The 16,679-nt window shown below is 52.5% G+C and carries 12 protein-coding genes; 4 read left to right on the top strand and 8 right to left on the bottom strand.

All coding sequences use genetic code 11. The annotated features are described in order from the left end of the window. Positions 1 to 127 precede the first annotated feature (127 nt). From AT687_RS05205 to AT687_RS05165, 8 genes are all read right to left on the bottom strand, one after another. A complete protein-coding gene (locus tag AT687_RS05205; protein WP_014318983.1) occupies positions 128 to 1,246 on the bottom strand; it encodes a phage minor capsid protein in 1,119 nt (372 codons plus the stop codon). After that, positions 1,243 to 2,973, bottom strand: a complete 1,731-nt coding sequence (locus AT687_RS05200) for a phage portal protein (protein WP_014318982.1) — start codon at positions 2,971 to 2,973, stop codon at positions 1,243 to 1,245. The genes AT687_RS05205 and AT687_RS05200 overlap by 4 nt, the downstream gene beginning before the upstream one ends. 9 nt (positions 2,974 to 2,982) lie before the next feature. Continuing rightward, positions 2,983 to 4,263 (bottom strand): PBSX family phage terminase large subunit, encoded by a 1,281-nt coding sequence (locus AT687_RS05195; RefSeq protein ID WP_014318981.1) that lies wholly within the window; start codon positions 4,261 to 4,263, stop codon positions 2,983 to 2,985. Next, the gene (locus AT687_RS05190) at positions 4,260 to 4,778 is read right to left on the bottom strand and encodes a helix-turn-helix domain-containing protein (protein ID WP_014318980.1); all 519 of its coding nucleotides are present in this window, start codon (positions 4,776 to 4,778) and stop codon (positions 4,260 to 4,262) included. Before AT687_RS05190 ends, AT687_RS05195 begins: the two co-directional genes overlap by 4 nt. Positions 4,779 to 4,979: 201 nt before the next feature. Further along, positions 4,980 to 9,416: a hypothetical protein gene (locus tag AT687_RS05185; RefSeq protein ID WP_014318979.1), complete on the bottom strand. Its 4,437-nt coding sequence runs from the start codon at positions 9,414 to 9,416 to the stop codon at positions 4,980 to 4,982. A gap of 92 nt (positions 9,417 to 9,508) precedes the next feature. After that, the gene (locus tag AT687_RS05180; protein WP_041740491.1) at positions 9,509 to 10,153 is read right to left on the bottom strand and encodes a hypothetical protein; all 645 of its coding nucleotides are present in this window, start codon (positions 10,151 to 10,153) and stop codon (positions 9,509 to 9,511) included. An 18-nt stretch (positions 10,154 to 10,171) separates the two neighbouring features. Further along, positions 10,172 to 10,765: a hypothetical protein gene (locus AT687_RS05175; protein WP_148265457.1), complete on the bottom strand. Its 594-nt coding sequence runs from the start codon at positions 10,763 to 10,765 to the stop codon at positions 10,172 to 10,174. 1,750 nt (positions 10,766 to 12,515) lie between these two features. Further along, positions 12,516 to 12,731: a helix-turn-helix transcriptional regulator gene (locus AT687_RS05165; protein WP_041740489.1), complete on the bottom strand. Its 216-nt coding sequence runs from the start codon at positions 12,729 to 12,731 to the stop codon at positions 12,516 to 12,518. A 166-nt stretch (positions 12,732 to 12,897) separates the two neighbouring features. On the opposite strand from AT687_RS05165, the gene AT687_RS05160 reads away from it, so the two are divergent. From AT687_RS05160 to AT687_RS05145, 4 genes are all read left to right on the top strand, one after another. Further along, the gene (locus AT687_RS05160; protein ID WP_014318974.1) at positions 12,898 to 13,308 is read left to right on the top strand and encodes a helix-turn-helix domain-containing protein; all 411 of its coding nucleotides are present in this window, start codon (positions 12,898 to 12,900) and stop codon (positions 13,306 to 13,308) included. 231 nt (positions 13,309 to 13,539) lie between these two features. Beyond that, entirely contained in the window at positions 13,540 to 14,475 is a 936-nt protein-coding gene (locus AT687_RS05155) for a tyrosine-type recombinase/integrase (RefSeq protein WP_158308754.1), read from the top strand. Between the two features lie 300 nt (positions 14,476 to 14,775). Continuing rightward, positions 14,776 to 15,708, top strand: a complete 933-nt coding sequence (locus AT687_RS05150) for a DUF368 domain-containing protein (protein ID WP_014318972.1) — start codon at positions 14,776 to 14,778, stop codon at positions 15,706 to 15,708. 69 nt (positions 15,709 to 15,777) lie between these two features. Next, positions 15,778 to 16,671: an ABC transporter substrate-binding protein gene (locus tag AT687_RS05145; protein ID WP_003851266.1), complete on the top strand. Its 894-nt coding sequence runs from the start codon at positions 15,778 to 15,780 to the stop codon at positions 16,669 to 16,671. Positions 16,672 to 16,679: the final 8 nt, after the last annotated feature.

The following is a 16,679-nucleotide window of genomic DNA, read 5'->3' as shown; positions in this document are numbered from 1 at the left end:
ACCTATGTGGTGTCGTGGCCTTTCGGCTGGGACATTTTGTTCAGCATTCTTGCATTAAACGCACGTATGCCCCATAAGCTGCAATGTTAGACCGCCACGAGCGGTAATGCAACGCCACGGGCGGACATTACAACGCCTTAGCAACCTGTTCCCTATACCTATTCCTCACCACCCCCGTTTTATGTACATGTTCACGGATTTTTTTCTGCGATAGACGGATACGGGCTCGCGCTTTGGATTGTGCTTCATCTGTGACCGCACCAGCTTCTGCTCTCTTCCACCGGCGGACTTCCCTTTCCAACCTTCGTAGCGCTTGGGAGGCTTCGTAGTCGCCGTGGTCGATACTGTCGGGTTCTACGAAGGGGTCGCCTTGTTGCCAGTGGTAGATGGTGTGGCGGCATCCGATGTGACGGAATCCGTGGGCTACTGCTTCGGAGACGGTGGCCACGACTTTTTCACCACCAACATGGGTTGTTTCCCCCGTGAGGGACAGTAGGCGCCCTTGGTAGGGCTGGCAGTATGGGTGACAGTTCGGCATGACGGTAACGCGCACAACATCAAGGCCTGCTTTGAGCATTTCTTCCATGTGCGCTGCGAACGCTAGGTCACCTGCTGCTTTACGGGTCGCCATTTCCACATAGGACACAAGATTCCACCGGCGCCCTGCCTTATCCACGTACCCCGTGATTCCTTTATCCCGTAATTGGTCAAGAACGGTTTGGGCTATGCGACGGCGTGCTGCTTCTGATTCCGGCGGGTTTTCCACAATCGCTAGCACAACCTCATCGAAGAGAGCCGATCCGGAGCCAATGAGGGTATGGGCTAGTTGTTGGAAAGTGTCATCAAGGGCTTTGGGGGTTCTGACAGTCGTTCCAAGGTCAACATTACGGGGCGCTTTGGGTGCTGGAAGGCGTTTATTTTGGGGCATGTGCCCTATTTTGTGTTGGGCGGTTTTCACCCCAAGTTTTTCAGCTTCTTCAAGGGTTTTCCGCCCTTTCCCGGTGAGTATCCCCACCCCGTAACTGACAATGTTGGTGAGGATACTAATGAGTTTGTTGCGGTTGGGGTTGGGTTGGATGGATTGGTGTTTGACGGCTTCGATAATGCGGCGTTCGAGTGCTGATGCGGTATCAACAACGGTGTTGGTGAGTCCGTCGAGCATGTCGAGGTGGAGGCCACGGGTGAGGTCGAGGGCGCGCCATCGTTTCCGTTTCTTCTGTGGGCTGGTTGCTGGTTGTTGGATCATTTCTGATTCTCATTGTTGATGCTGTCGAGGTCGTCGGCGAGGTTTTCCCAGTCGTCTCCTACTTCACGAGGTTGTGGGTCGCCTTCGTCGTAGGTGGGTGGGGTTGCTTCCCCACTATCGTCAAGACCTTTACCGAAAGAGAGTCGTGTTTCGCGGAGCTTGTCTTCTGCGATTCGGTCGAGTTCTGCCATGACTTCGTCGTCTGTCCAGTCGGGGTGGTCTTGGCGTACTGCCGTTTCGGTGGAGAGGAAGCCGCCTTCTTTTTTGGTTCGGATGGTGGTGGCTTTTTCACTGTCGGATTGGGTGGCTTGTGCTGGGAATCGGACGTTGGGGCGGTCTGTGAGGTTAAGGCCGGTGTTGAATTGGACGGAGTCGAGTTCCATGCACATTTCGACGAATTCTGTGATGCCTTTGCGCCAGAAGTTGATTTTGGCTTTGCGGGTGTTTTCGCTGGTGGCGCTGTTGGCGTTGACTTCGGTTGCGGTGACTTGGGTGGATAGGCGCCCGTCGTTGAAATTTTGGGCGCTGATGCCAACGTTTTGGAGGATGGTGGTCAGTATTTCTGCTTGGACTTGGGAGTATTCCTGCCAGCGGATGGAGAGTTGGACGGATTCGATGGGGCGTGATCCGTCTTTTGCCGATCCCATGCCGGGGGCAAGTTTGACGTAGGCACCTTGGTCTTGGTCGAAGGTGGCGCCTTTGCCTATTCCGTCGTCGCGTAGGAGCATTTCGTCTACGAAGATTTTGGAGGCGCCGTCTCTTACGTCTCGGATGAGTCCGGAGGCGTTTTCGTCGATGGCGTCAAATTCGGATTCGATGCCGTCGTAGTCGGAGCATCCGAGTGGGGCTAGTTGGTTGATGCCGATCCATGCTTTGTTGGGTTTTTTGTTGGGGATGTAGACGACGTCGAGGCGTTTGAGGCCTGTTTCGATGATCCCTGTTTCGTCCTCTTGGAGTACCCATGCGGTATCTGGGTGGTGGTCGAGTGGGATTTGTTCGCCGAGGGTGTTGGATGTTCCCGCCCAGAGTTCGTGGGTGATTTTGCCGGGTGTGTGGTGTTCGAGGTGGCGGAGGGTGCTTGTGGTGTAGGTGGTGTTTGTGGGGTCTGGTTGTAGTTCATTCCAGAATGTGACGGATGAGAGGATTCCGAAGCGGAATGTGGGGATGGCGCGGTCTGCGGTGACGTGGGTGGGTACGACGTGTGAACGTAGTTCCCTGTCCCACCATGCGGTGAGGTAGGTTCCACCGAGTACTGATGCCCATTGTGCGGCTTCGTTGAGTAGTGCTGGAAAGTCTGCTGGGTCGAAGATGGTGGCGAGTCGGTCGCCTAGTTTTTTGCGTTGTTGGTTGCGGTTTTGGGTGTCGGTATCGAGTGGAATTTCGTCGCCTGTTGTGGGGTCTTTGTCGGGTTTGGTGGGTTGGTCGTTTTCGCCGAGGCGGACGTAGGGTGGGTTGGCGAAGAGTAGGTCGGCGCTTGCTCGTGAAATATCGGCGGGTATGGGTAGGTGGCGGCGTTTGCGGGCTTGTGGGTTGGGGCGGCCCCAGAAGTAGGTTTCGCCGGTTGTTTTACCGTTTGCCCCGTTGGGGAGGATGATTTTGGTATGGCCTTGGTGGGCGTAGATGCGGGTGAGTTCGTCGGTGTTACCGGCGTACCATGCTTTCCATGTTTCCATGTCTTTGATGGCGATGTCGTAGGGTGCGGGTGGCCATTGGTTGGGGTTGTTCATTGGTGTGTCCTAGAGGTTGATGTAGCGGCGCCAGAAGTTTTCGGTGGTTGCGACGGCGTAGCGGAGGGCGTCGCAGGAGTGGTCGTTGACTTTGATGACGGCGTCGATGCCTTCGCGGGTGGCTTTGGGGTCCCATGTGTAGCCGCTGATTTCTTTGATGAGTGCGGCGCATCGTTCGTTGATTTTGAGTTTGTCTGCGGATAGGAGGCTTGAGATGAGCCTGATTCCGTAGAGGACGTCGTTTTCTGCGTTGTAGGGGTAGATGCCTTCTTGTTGGAGTTGGACTTTGAAGGATGCTGCTGCGGGGTCAACGACTATGGGTGTGTCGGTGGCGTTGGGGTTGTGGGGGTCGTGTTGGATGCTTGCCCAGGTTTTGATGGAGTCAACGAGTTGGATGTCTGTTTTTCGAACTTCTTTGCTGGTTGGGGTGTATCGCCATTCGTCGACGGCGTAGAGGCATCCGTCTGTTCCGAGGCCTAGGAGGATGGCAGCGGTGGCGTTGGTGGTGCCGTAGTCGATTCCGATGGAGAAGTAGCGTTCGATGGTGGGCATGGCTTCGTTTCTTACGATGTGGCGTTCTGGTACCCACATGTCGTAGACGGCGCCTTCTGCCGCTACCCAGAGGCCTTCGATGAAGCGTTTGTAGAACAGTCCGGTGAATTCGGATTTGATGCTGTTTTTGTAGTCTTCGCTGAGGTTGGGGTTGTCGTCGAGTCCGAAGTGCCATGATCCCCAGTCTTGGAGTGGGTTAATGGGGTCGTTGATTCGGTCGAGGTAGATTTCTTTAAGCCAGTGGCTGGGGCTGTCGGGGTTAGTGGTGAAGAATGCTTTTGCCCCGTCGACGGACATGCGGCCTAGGAGCTGGGTGAAGAAGTGCTCGGAAAGGATTGTTGCTTCGTCACCGTAGGCCCCTGCGAGTGTCATACCACGGATGGCTTTTTCGGCTTTGGAGTCGTGTGCTCCGAGGATGTGGACGCGTTTTCCTAGGATGGTGGCGTAGGGGGCACCGGATGTGTAGCGGACTTGGTCTGCGAGGTCGCCGAATACTTCTGGGTCTTGCATGGGGGCGATGACGTTGCGGTAGAGGCTGTCACGGGTTCGTCCGACCATGAGTAGCTGTCCACCACTGGGGGCTTCTCCCGCGATGTACATGAGCCATCTGAGTTGTGATGAGAAGGTTTTTCCGGAGCGGATGGCACCTTCCCAGACGTTGACACGATAGTTGGATTCTGCGATGGAGATTGCTTGGTTGAGGCCTAGCCCTATTCCGGGTGCGATGAGGTCTGTCATTGGTGTTGTTTTTCTTTCATGTCGGTGACGAGTTTGGTGATGCCTTCGCGGAGTTTGGTGAGAGCGTCGGAGCTTTCTTTGGTGGTGCTGTCTGTGTCGATGTTTGCGGTGAGGTCGTCGACCATTTTGACGAGTTTTTGGAGGGCGGATACGCCGTCGTGTTGGTCGCGTAGTGGTGGTTCGTCGAGTTCGACGTGTTCGACGCCGTCTCCGGTGCCGAGGTAGGTTTCGTAGGGTTCCCAGATGCGGTCTCGGAGGGATTCGATGTCGTCCCAGAGTTGTTCGGCGAGGTCTAGTTTGAGTTCGTCGAGTCGGCGTTTGCGGGCGATGGTGGCTTCGTGTGTTTTGCTGCGGTCTATGTCGGCGCCGGCTTTGTGTAGGTATTTGGAGACGGTTGCTACTCCCCAGCCTTTGCGTTTGGCGATTTGACGTACTGAGTAGCCGTCGGCGTGAAGTTTGACCATGTCGTTGATTTCGTCGGTGGTTGGTGGTTGCCATCGTCCGTGGATGTTCATTGTGTTTCCTTTGTTGTTTAGGGGGCAGGTCGGGGGTGTTGTAAAGGTGTTTGCAACAGTGTGTTATTATTATGGTGTTCCCTTCTTTTAGGGGACGCTTCGGGCAGGCAGTGATGCTTGGCTTTTCTTCTTTCGGGTGTCGAAGAACCCCACGTCCCTTTTCTGGTTCGTGGGGTTCTTTTTATGCCCTGGTGTGGGGTTTTACATTTCGTCGTTTTGGAGGATGTCGATTAGGAAGGAGGCTTCTGATCGTGTCATCTTCTTCAATTCGGTTTGTGTTGGGTATTTGTAAGTGAAGGAATCCAAAAACAGATTCTCGCCTTCTATCACCCCGTAGTTTCGGGAGTGTCGTGCAAGCAGTTTGTTGATGAACGAGATTTGTTTCGATGTCACAGGGCTGGTGTTAACTTTGTGCTCCTTGGCCTTGTTGGACATTGGTTGTGGGAGTTCTTTCCCTATCTCGCGGGCTTGCTGGTTCAGCGTCACAGGCGGGGTGCCGGGGACACCGTAGGTTGTGTCATCAACTGTGGTAACAGAGCCGATGTAGACTTTCTTTTCTTCCCCGTTCTTTTTGCGGACTATGATGGTTTGGCCGCGTTTGATGTCTTTACCTGCGATCACCCAATCGCCGTTGATGCGCCTAAAGTACCCTTTGCCTCCTTCGGTGAGCTTGTCGAACTTTTCTTGGCGTTTCTTTTCGTCTTGTTCGATGCGGCGTCGTAGTGCTGGGTCTTCGGCTTCGGCTTGTTTGATGCGGTCTTTGTGCCACTTGTAGAAGGGGCGGTTGTCGTAGCCGCGGTCGTAGAAGTCGGGTTCGCCTAGGTAGCGTTCGATCATCCGTTCTGTCCAGCCGCGTTCTTTTAGCGCTGTTCTACCCCATGTGTTTTCACTGGTTGCTGGGGTTTCTGCGAGTGGGATGAGGTGTGCACGGTCCCCTACTGCTTTGGCGATCTTTTTGTTGGTGGCTTCTACGGCTTCTACTTCCCGCATGGAGTAGGTGCGCTTGTTGGTGCCTTCTGGGACGTCTTTTAGTTTCATGACGTCTTCGAGGTTTTGCCAGATCATGTCGCTGGTCCAGCCTCGGGCTTTGAGGTCATCGTGGTGGATGCGGCCTTGTGGGATTCCGTCGTTCCATGATGGTGTGTCGGTGGTGGTTCCGGTGGTTTCGAGGATGGTTTCTAGGTTGATGCGGGTGTTGGCGTCGATTTTGCTTGTGGTGTGGAGTGTGCCGTTTTTATCTGTCCATAGTGGTGCTCCTGCGTCGATGCGGTCGCGGAATTTGAGTAGGTTGTTGGTTTCTTTGGTGTTGTGGGTGTTGGCTAGTGCGATGTTGATTAGTTCGTTGGGGTTGGTGATGTAGTTGTTGTCTTTTCCTGCTCCGTCTCCTTTGTAGGTGGTGACTTTGTAGTTTTTGTGGGGTACGAGGATGTCGTTTTCGCGGATGTAGTCGGCGTGTGGGTCTTTGGCGGCGGCTATGAGGTCGTCGTCAAAGGACATTGCTTTTTGGGCTTTGCGGTTGGTTTGTTCGGTGTTGCCGAGTCCGCGGCGGTTGATTTCTTCGTGGATGGTGGGGAGTGCTTTTTGGACTTTTGCCCAGTCTTCGGGTTTGTAGTTCTTTTCGAGGGTGTTGATGGTGTTGTACCAGTCGGTGAGTTCGGTGTCGTTGAGTTTAGTGAGGGCTTCGGGTCGTCCGATGGCGATGCTGTTGACAACGTTGGCGTTGTGTAGTTTCGCCTGGTGGGCTTTTCGTTCCCTTTGGGCGTTCATTTGGGCTTCGGTGGTGCCGTTTTGTCGTCCTTTGTTGAGGGCGTTGAGTTTGAAGCCGCGTTGTTTTAGTTCATCTTTGATGCTGATTTGTTGGGTGAGGGTTTTATCTCTGTTGGTGATGGCTTCTCGTTGTGTGTAGGTGCTTCGGGTTTTGAGGTGGTGTTCCCAGTATTTCATGTCTGCTTTGAGCCCTTTGTAGGCGGTGATGAGGTCATTGTCACTGAGGTTGCGGGCTTGGTTTTCGAGTGGTGTGTTGGGGTCGTTGGTGGTGAGGTTGGTTTTCCAGTTGGTGCGGGGTGGTTCTTTTCGGGTTGGTTTGGGAGTCTCGGAGTATTTAGCGAGGTTCTTTTCAGCTTGCTTGGAGACTCTTGTTGCTGATTCTAGCTTTCCGTTGACATATTCAAGGTCTTTGTCGGTGGCGCCCTCCATTTTCAGGGTGCGTTTTTGTTCTTTCCAGAAAGTTTCGAGCTGTTTCCTTAGTTTTGCTTCGTGCTGAGCTCCCTCGAGTTTGAGTTTGCGTACTTCTTCTGTGCTCTCACTTCCTAGATTTTTGGAGGTAAGTTCTCTGAGTTTTTTGCGTGCTTCCCGCACTTTGACCCCTGCTTCTCCTCGCCGGATATGCCTCGTGGCAGTGTTGCTTTCTAGGTCTTTGAGTTTCTTTTTCAGGTCAGCGTTGGGGAATCCTCCATTTTGTTCGACGGCGTTGAGCCAAAGTTTGTCTGTTAATCGGCGGAGGGTTCTATTGGGTGCGATAGTTGCTTGGGATCTGTTGCCTTTCCAGTATTCTTTCGCGTCATTTTCGATGATTTTGGCGGCTAGTTCTTCGTAGTTTTCAACGGGGTGTGTTTCGTTGAATTGCTTTCGCGCTTTGAGGCGTTCTTCACCTATTGGCATTGTTCTAAGGTTTTGCAGGCGGTGAACAGCTCGGAGCGTTTTAGCTACTGACTTTTGGTCTGCTTGATCGCGGATGGGATAAGTGGGCCGTTTACTTGCGAATGGTTTCTTGCCGGTGGTGGCTTGTTCCCTTGCGGCACGAAGTGTTTCCGCGTCGTATAGTTTGTTGCTTTCGATGTAAGGGAGAAGTCTTGGGTCGTCTACGGTCTCGCTGATTTCTTTTTCGGGGCGGCCTAGCCAGTAGTTGTTGGGGTCGACACCGGGGAGTTTCATGTCTTCGGCGATACGGTCTACTGCTGCTCGGGCGTCGTTGAGGTCTTCGGGGCCGGTGTTGGTGCGGTAGTTGTAGGTGAGGTCTACAGGTTTGTCGCGTCCGGGGACTTCGAGTTCGTAGCCATTGTAGCCTCTTTTGATTTTGATTCCGTTGCGGATGATGCCGTCTCGGTTGAAGGTTTCCCCATCTGTGGTGTGTTTACGCATGATGCGTTCGTTGCGTTTTGGTACGGGGATGGTGGGTTTTGTTTCGGTTTTGTGGGTGGCTTTTGGTGTTGTGGTGGCTGTTTTCTCGTATTGGGGGTTGCCTACTGCTTTGGGGAATCCACCGTTTTCTTCTGCGGCTTTGGCATATATGGCTGTGTTGGAGGGGTTAGTGGGGCGTCCTTTTTGGGCGTTGATGGATACGGGGGCGTGGTTGCCTTGTTTGTAGTTTTCCCATTCTGTGTCGAGGATTTTTTGTGCTAGTGGGCGGTAGGAGTCGATGGGGTGTTCTGCGTTGAATTTGGCTTCGGCGTCTTTGGTTTCTTGGCTGAATCGGGAGCGTTTGCCTAGTTGTTGGTCGCGGTGGGCGTGTTGTAGTGCTTTGGCCGTGTCGTCTTGGTTGGCTTGGTATTCGTCGCGTTGGTGGGTGGCGCGTCGGTTGATGATTCTTTGTTTTTCGGTGTCTTTTTTGGCTTGTGTTTCTTGTTTTCGGATGGTTTGTTGGTCGGCTTTGAGTGCTGCGAGGTCGCGGGCGTCTGTTTCTTGTTTGGTGCGTTTTTGGCTGATTTTGAGGCCTGCGCGTGGGTGTGGTTTAGGTTGGCCGGCTTTATCGCGTTCCATGTTTCGGCGGGATGGGAGGTAGCCGAGTTCTTGTTCGATGAGTTGGCGTAGTTCGGGTGTGGCGGTTTGGAACATGATGGGGCTGATCATGGTTTTGTGGGGGTCTTTGCCGCCGTTGAGTTCGGTTAGTTTGGTGTCGAGTTCTTGGCGGTTTGTTACGCCTAGTTTGGTGCCAAGTTTGTCGAGTAGCCAGTTGTCGTAGGTGGTGTTGAAGGCTTGGGTTTTGCGGAATTTGGGGTTTCCGGCTTGGACTCCGAGTTGGTTGATGGTGTTTTCGTCGGTGATCCCGTAGTGATTGGCTAGGCGTTTGAGCTGGAGCGGGGTGAGGTTTTTAGCTTCTGTGTGGATGATTCCGCCGGGTGCTGCGGGGTTTTTGCGTTCTTGTTCTTGTTGTTGGGGTGTGTAGGTGCCGTTTGTTTTGGGGTGCCAAGGCTGTTTAGGGGTTTTGGTGGTGGTGTTGGCTGTTTTGAGGCGTTGGTCTAGTTTGTCGAGGTATTTGGTGACTTTTTTGGGTGTGTTGAGTGTGTTGGTGCGTTCGGTGAGGCGTTCTTTGGCGAGTGGTTCTTGGGTGATTTTTTGGGTGTTGAGGTAGTGGGTGGAGGCGCGATGTCCACCTGCTTTGGTGCCGTTCGGGTTGTGGATGGTGTTGGGGTTGGGTGGTGTTTTTGGTTTGGTTAGGGTGCGTTTGGGTGTGCTGATGGTGATTTTATGGCCGGTGGTTTTATCGATGCCGTTGGTTTTACGTCCTGTGGGTTCTGGTTTGTCCCAGTCGCTGGTTGGCCCTAGTTTTGCGGCGAGGGCGCGGGCGATTTTGGTTCGGGTTTCTGGGGTGATGATGCGTTTGCGACTGGTGTGTGGTTTGCGTGGTTTTTTGGCCATGGTGGGCTCCTTGTTTCAGACATGAAAAACACCACCCGCATGTTGGGGTGGTGTTGTGTACTTTTATTGGACATAGTTCAGCCCCATGTGGGTTAGTCTATGGCAGTTGGGGTGTTTTTTAAAGCTCCAAAGTGGCTGGCAAGGTCAATGATTTCTGTACCCCACCACATTGTTTGGCAGTATCCGCACCGGGCGAAAACTTCATGAACCTGTAGGGCGGTTGTGATGGCGTCCCCGATTTTGGCGGTGTGTGTGCCACATTGTGGGCATGCGCCGATGACTTCGAACTTTGCGGGGTAAATGATTGTCCATGCGTGTTGTGTGAGGTGGTCGAGTTGCTTCTCAAACCACTCCACCATGGATTCCTGTGGGTAGTTACGGATAGCGTACTTAACAGTTTGCCCCACGGTTTTCATGGACATGTTATGCCCATAGGCGTACTCAATGGCGTTAATGAGGCTGGTTTCCCAGTCAAGCGCTGCAAAACTTAGGGGTGCACTGCCTCCAGTGGTAGACGCTCCACCACCGGAATGATCCATCTGTTTAGCCTTGAGTTCCCCGATTTGATCAAGGATTGGTGGTAGAACGTAGTCGTTTCCGTCGAGGTTAGTGATGGTTTGTGGGGTGGTGAGTATGCCAAGTTTCCGTGTGAGTATGTCGGTGTGCATGTGATGGACTCCCTTGGCTTCAATGAGTGGTGCTGTGAATTGTTTTGCAACACCATCATAGTGTGCCACATGGTGATTATTGGATTCCTAGCCGGTGATCGTTTTCCACCACTTAGTGAATGCAGGGTTGGAGGCTAGGTAGAGTTCGAGGATTCTTCCGGCGCGCCTCCCCTCCGAGGGGTCTACCCCATCAGTTTCCCCGATGACCGCACAGTTTTCTATGAAGACTTGGCGTAGGCGCGGGTATTGGCTTATAAGTTGAAGAAACTGCTCCCTCACCAGTGAATCCTGAAACGACCCAATGAAGCGGAAGATGCTCTCACAGCCATATTCTTTCGCCTGGTCGGTGATGAGGTCTTCTTCCGGCATGTAGGCGGTGATGTGCCCGAATGGGTCAGCATCGGGTTTGAACCCTGTAAGTTCGAAGTATTTGCCCACCACGCGGGCGCGCTGGGCCGGATGAATACTCATCCAGAAACATGCAAGACCTTCGGCAGCGCGAAACCTGCACATTTCCGCCTCGAACTCATCATTCGTGTCATGACAGGTGAATTTAGCGAGCGCGAGTAGTTCTTCTTTCACATCGTTGAGATGTAGTGATCGGTTCATGGGGGCTCCTTCCATCACCCAGTCGATGAACTTAAGCCATGGCATGTGGCAGTCCAGTGTTCGGTAGGTCATCGACATTGTTTCTCCTTTGCAGGGTGGTTTGGGCATTGGTGTGATCTGTTACCCACACCAAGTGTTGCATAATTTTGGGCTAAGTGTTGCACTTTAACTTTCGACACCTTTTCACAGCATGAACGGGGGCATGCATTGCAACACCCACACCGTTTTAGGGCACTTTTCGTTAAGAAAACTGTCGTATCACGTCCCGAACCTGCGGGTCGGCGTCGAACCCAAATTCGCGCTCTCCACACAGTACCCACACACGTGTTCGATGTATATCCCATGCCAAAATATGGGGGTAACCGAGAACCTTTTTCAGGGCTTTTAAGCGTAGTTCTCCGGGGGTTCATGCGGATACCGCTGCTAGATGTGTGCGCGCCCGTGACGGGTTGAACGAAGGCGATTCTTGCGGGGTTGTTGTGGGGTTGTGTTTTTCGAATGTTTGTTTGTTTGTGGGTTGTTGTGTTGGTGAGGTTTGGGTTGTTGTGTGGGCGGTGGTGTGTGGTTTGGCGGGTTGGTTTTTGTCCTGTGCGGCGTTTTGCGGGGTTGGATGTTGGGTTTGGTGTGATTGGTCGTTTTGCACGTTTTGGAGCTCCTGCGGGGCTTCTGGGCGTGTTTTTGGGCTAGTTTGGTGGTCACATCGGTATGCGTATGGGGTTCCGTCTGGCCTGTGGGCTGTGATGAGGCCGTTGGTGTCACATTGGTCGCATTGGTCGATTTGTTGCCGCCTTTGGGCTTTGATCTGGTTTTTTTGTTGTTTGAACCATGCTTTGACGTTGGCGCATTGGCGACATGGTGGGACGTGTTGGCTTGGGGGAATGTGTGCGTGTTGTTCGCAGCGGGGGTTGTCTTCGTTGCACCAGTGGCTTGGGTTGTGATCTGGCGTGTAGCCGTGGTGGGCGCTGGGCGGGGTCGGGTCGGGCGGTTGTTCGGTGATGGTCTGGCGTGGCGCCGCGTGAGCGTGCGCCCATGGGCTGGTTTGGGTTTGAGTTTTTTGGGGTTGAGGGGTCGCGTATGTGTGTGCGCCAGTAGTGTTCCCTACCTCCGTAACCCCCTCTTGCTTGTTGTTAGTTGTTAGTTGTTTGTTGTAGGGGGTCATTTCTTCATACAACTCTGGGATTTTTTTATACGACTGTGGGTTGTATGACGGATACAACGAAAGTTGGTTTGGGGATTGAATGATGGGTGAAGTTTCAATTGAATTGCCATTCAATCGTTCATTCAATTCTAGCTGGGCATATTTATATTCATCTGGGTGTATTTCGCGATTAAGATAGCCCTGCAACTCCTTGGATTCCAGCCCTTTTCTGATGGTTTCCTCATGTTTTGCGCGTTGTAGCTCCCGAATCACAAGCGTTTTAAGGTTCCTAGAGGCGATCATCTTGATGGATTTTGCGACCGCCGTACCCATATTCCGGGAGCGTAAAACGGTGTCATTTCTGACGAATGAGCGGACTAAAAACTCTTCCGTTTCCTCATCGACATAAACGAATCGTGAGGTTTGGAGTTCGCGTGAGGCCCACACAATGTCGGCTTTTGTGGATTCTCCTGCAAGGACCGCGAGGCGTGCGGGGCGCCAGTCCCCCACTCCCGCGTTGCTGAGTGTCGGGTGGGATAGGAGCAGGAGGTAGAGGCGTTGGGCGCAGACGGAGAGGTTTCTAAAATCATCGTCGTCCCATATACGTAGGTGGATTTGTGCGTATTCACGCAAGGTGTTTCTCCTAGGCTTTTCGAATTTCCGTTCGATGTGTTTTTAGGGTTTTTAGGATGCTTCATAGGCAAGACTTGCAATGAATCCGTCGACGTCTTCCGAGCGCCAGCGAAGGGGGCCACCTGGGCCGCCAACTCGGATTGCTTTGAGGTTCATGAGTGCGTGCCCGCCGGCCTGCCGCCAGTTGCGTAACGTGCGTTCTGAGACGCTGAGCCGGTCTGCAACTTCTTTGATCGATAGGAGTTCTAAGGTATTTGCGTTAGCCATTTTGCCTTCCATTACGGTTCAGGGGGTTGCAAAACTATTTTGCAACACTTACGGCCAATTGTGCAAACTTTACTTTCCAGTAGCCCTTTTTTGCTTTTTGTGTACTACGATTTAGGGTGTCGAAAATTAGGCACTAAACCCAACACACCCCAGAAAGGACAACACCATGAACGCCTACAATGACGCAGTTCCCGAACCTTGGGCATCTGCGTTCCGCAGAGCAGGCTTCGTAAGCCCAGTCACAAGCGAACCATCCTTGCGCGCCCTACAACGCGACACAGGCCTTCACCCTTCTACCGTTGGGCGCATCATCCGCGGCGAAACAAGACGCCCACAAATCGCCACCATGCACACCCTCGCACAAGTCCTAGATGAAGACATCTCCACCGTCACCAAGTGGATTCGTGAAGCACTCCCCTTCAAACCCCAACAATGGACACCACCAGAAGAAGCGAAGCTGCTCACGAAAGCACAACGTAAAAGCCTCAACGCCATGATCAAGTCCATGGCGGAAGCAAACGTTGTTTCCGGCGCCATGTCCCAGAATGGCATTGAATACGACCCACGGCATAAATAACCCCACCTAGCACCACCCAAAAGAAGAATCATGCCCAGACCACCATTAGAACCGGGCACATTCGGCGAAATCACCGTCCGGAAAACGCCCAGCGGCTCACATCTAGCCAGCGCCCGATACCGTGACGCGGACTGTGTAACACGACGGGTTACCGCCACGGGGAAAACCAGTGCAGAAGCGAAACGTCGACTCCGTAACAAATTGGTTGATCGCCCCATTTATACGGCACAAATGCCGTTTGCAACTCTCGTTGACGCATGGGAGAAGCACCTAGAGACTTACGATGCGACCCGTAGGCAGTCCCTTGCGAACTACAAGCGCGTTATGCGGAACCACATTGTGCCAAGAATCGGCAATCGCCCGATTTGGACACTGAACGCTGGTGTCGTGGAAGACATGCTGAATGAAATTTATGCAGATTCCCCCGGCAACTATGGCAATGCTTTTACAGTCATGTCAGATGTGTCGCGGTTTATCTTGCGGCGTGGACTGGGTGTGGATTTGATGGCTGGCTCAAAGCGTCGTAAGGAAGTGCGGAAGAAAGCTGTGCGGTCTTTGACGGCGGATGAGTTGGTGCGGTTGCGTGGCAATGTGCGCCGGTGGCAGGAGCGCCCGATCACGAATCAGCCGTTGTTAGATGTGGTGGATGTATTGATGTCGACGGGTGCTCGCATTGGTGAGGTGTTGGCATTGCGGTGGGAGGATGTGGACTTTGCGAAGAACACTGTCCATATTTCGGCAACACAGGTGTTCATCAAGGGCGAGGGTATTGTGTACCAGCCAATCAGCAAAGGTAGTAAGGATTTGCTGTACCCGTTGACTCCCACGGCGGTTCAGATGTTGCGGCGTCGGTTACGTCAGAGGAATGGTGAGTGGGTGTTCGGTTCTCGTGGGGGTGAGACGATGATTTCTCGGGCGAATTTGAACCGTGCATGGCGTGTGGCGCGTGGTGATGATTTTGGTTGGGTGTCGTGGAAAGTGTTCCGTCAGAGTGTCGCTACGATTGTGACGAATACTGATTCTTTGGATGCTGCTTCGAAGTTGTTGGGGCATTCGGGGGTGTCGATCACGAAAAAGCATTATGTGGAAAGTACACCGGAATTGGTGCCTGATGTGACTGCGGTGCTTGAAATGTTTTCGACCAATAAAAGGCACACCGATGGATAGTTTTTACTATTGTCGCTGGTAGTGGTTTTATACTCACACTTGATAACAAACCCGTGCAGTGTGAGTTCGAGTCTCACCAGGGGCACCAATAATTACGCCTTGTTATTAGCATTTTGCTAGTACAAGGCGTTTTAGTTTTTCTACTTAGCCCCTCCAATAGACAGGCTCACATCGGAGTGTGCCTTCTTAATCCCGTCACAAATTTGATGGGATTTCACAATAAAAAGAGGTTCTCTTAACGCAGTAGGTTACAGTGGAGAGTTCATTCAACCACTCTCTTTGAGACGAGAAAGTAGAACCATGACCTCCCCTGTGAAGGCCAATACTAATAAGACTCGCCCCATCAACGCAGTAATCAATGTGGTTTTTGGCGCATTGATCGGACTCGCAGAGTTGGTGCCAGGCGTTTCTGGTGGCACCGTTGCTTTAGTCGCCGGCATTTATGAACGAGCAATTCACAATGGCAATGCTCTTGTCCATATTGTGCGTGTCCTAATAAGCGATCGATCCCAGCTTAAAACTTCTATCAAAAGCGTGGAGTGGGGATTTTTAGCATCGGTAGCTGTGGGCATGATCGGCGCTGTTTTTACTATGTCTTCCGTGATGCATCACTTTGTTGACCACCACCCTATAACAGCGCGTGCCCTGTTCCTAGGAATGGTTTCGGTATCAATAGTAGTTCCATTGCGTATGATTCGGGCTGAAAGCTTGAGCTCTCAGAAATTGCCGGCCCTACTTCTTTTTATTATTGGCGCTATTGCAACTTTCTTTGCCACAAGCATGACCTCAGAGCCCAAGACTGACCCATCGCTTTTGATTGTTTTCTTTGTAGCAATGGTTGCCGTGTGTGCACTCGTCCTACCTGGCGTATCCGGCTCATTTATTTTGCTGGCACTGGGTTTTTACGAACCAATTATCCAAGCGGTAAGTGACCGTAACTTCACCATCATCGCAGTGTTCGCTGCCGGTGCCATTACAGGCTTGGCATGTTTTATCAAGGTTCTCGATGTTCTCATGACCCGCCACCACACGCTAACTTTGGCCACCATGGCCGGTATGATGCTCGGTTCGCTTCGCGCACTGTGGCCTTGGCAAACGGACAATGCCGATCTCCTTTGGCCGCCAGCTGGTTCAGGCACAACATTTGGTTTTATCGCCTTGGGTGCAGTAGTTGTAGCTTGCGTAGTGCTCGCGGAAATTTTGCTTGAGCGTAAGAATTCACACCACAAATAGCTACCCCGTTTTGCGGATACCTGCGGCAGGGATTCTTAATATTATGAAGATCACGGTATTATTTTAAGAATGACAATCCGCTCTCACGTTGTGGCTATATGCGCCACGGTCGCGTTGGCATTACCGCTTACCGCGTGTGTTACCAACGAAGAACAAGGACATCCGGATTCTTGGGTGGAAGTAACCCCAGCCGCTGTCCCCGAGATCGCTGCCATGGTTCCGCAAGATCTAGCAGATCGCGGCACTTTGGTGGCAGGTGCTAACCCACCGTTTGCACCATTCGAATTCAAAGACTCCAACCACAACATTATTGGTATGGAAATGGATTTGATGCGGGCAATATCTGCGGTAATGGGTCTAAAATATGAGGCTCAGCAGCAAGACTTCTCATTGATTCTTCCGTCGTTAAGCGCAGGAACAATCGACGTGGGCGCCTCCGGTTTTACAGATAACGACGAGCGTCGTGAAAACTATGATTTCGTCGATTTTTTGTATGCCGGCATTCAATGGGGTGTACAAAAGGACTCTTCAGTCTCTCGCGAAAATCCCTGCGGCCTGACTATCGCAGTACAGCGCACCACTGTGGCAGAAACCGATGATGCTCATCCTTTGCGAGAAAAATGTATCGCCGAGGGTAAAAAACCAGTCGAAATTCTTCCTTATGCCACCTCTGACCAAGCGGCTACCGCACTAGTTCTAGGGCGCGCAGATGTCTTTTCCGCAGACTCCCCCGTGGTGGGATGGGCTGTCGAACGTGCAGAGGGCAAGCTCACTACTACAGGTGAAATCTTCGATGCGGCTCCTTACGGATTTGCTGTCCCTAAAGGCTCACCTCTGGGCCCAGCTATCGCCGCAGCTTTGGAGCATCTCATCAAAACTGGCGATTACCAAAAGATTTTGAACATGTGGGGAGTCAAAGAAGGTTACGTTGAGCAAGGAATGATCAACGAAAAACCTATCTAACTCGACGC

The sequence above is a fragment of the Corynebacterium diphtheriae genome, from assembly GCF_001457455.1.
GTDB classification, from domain to species: domain Bacteria; phylum Actinomycetota; class Actinomycetes; order Mycobacteriales; family Mycobacteriaceae; genus Corynebacterium; species Corynebacterium diphtheriae.
The sequence above is the reverse complement of the archived record's forward strand: the minus strand, read 5'-3'. Positions and strand labels throughout refer to the sequence as shown.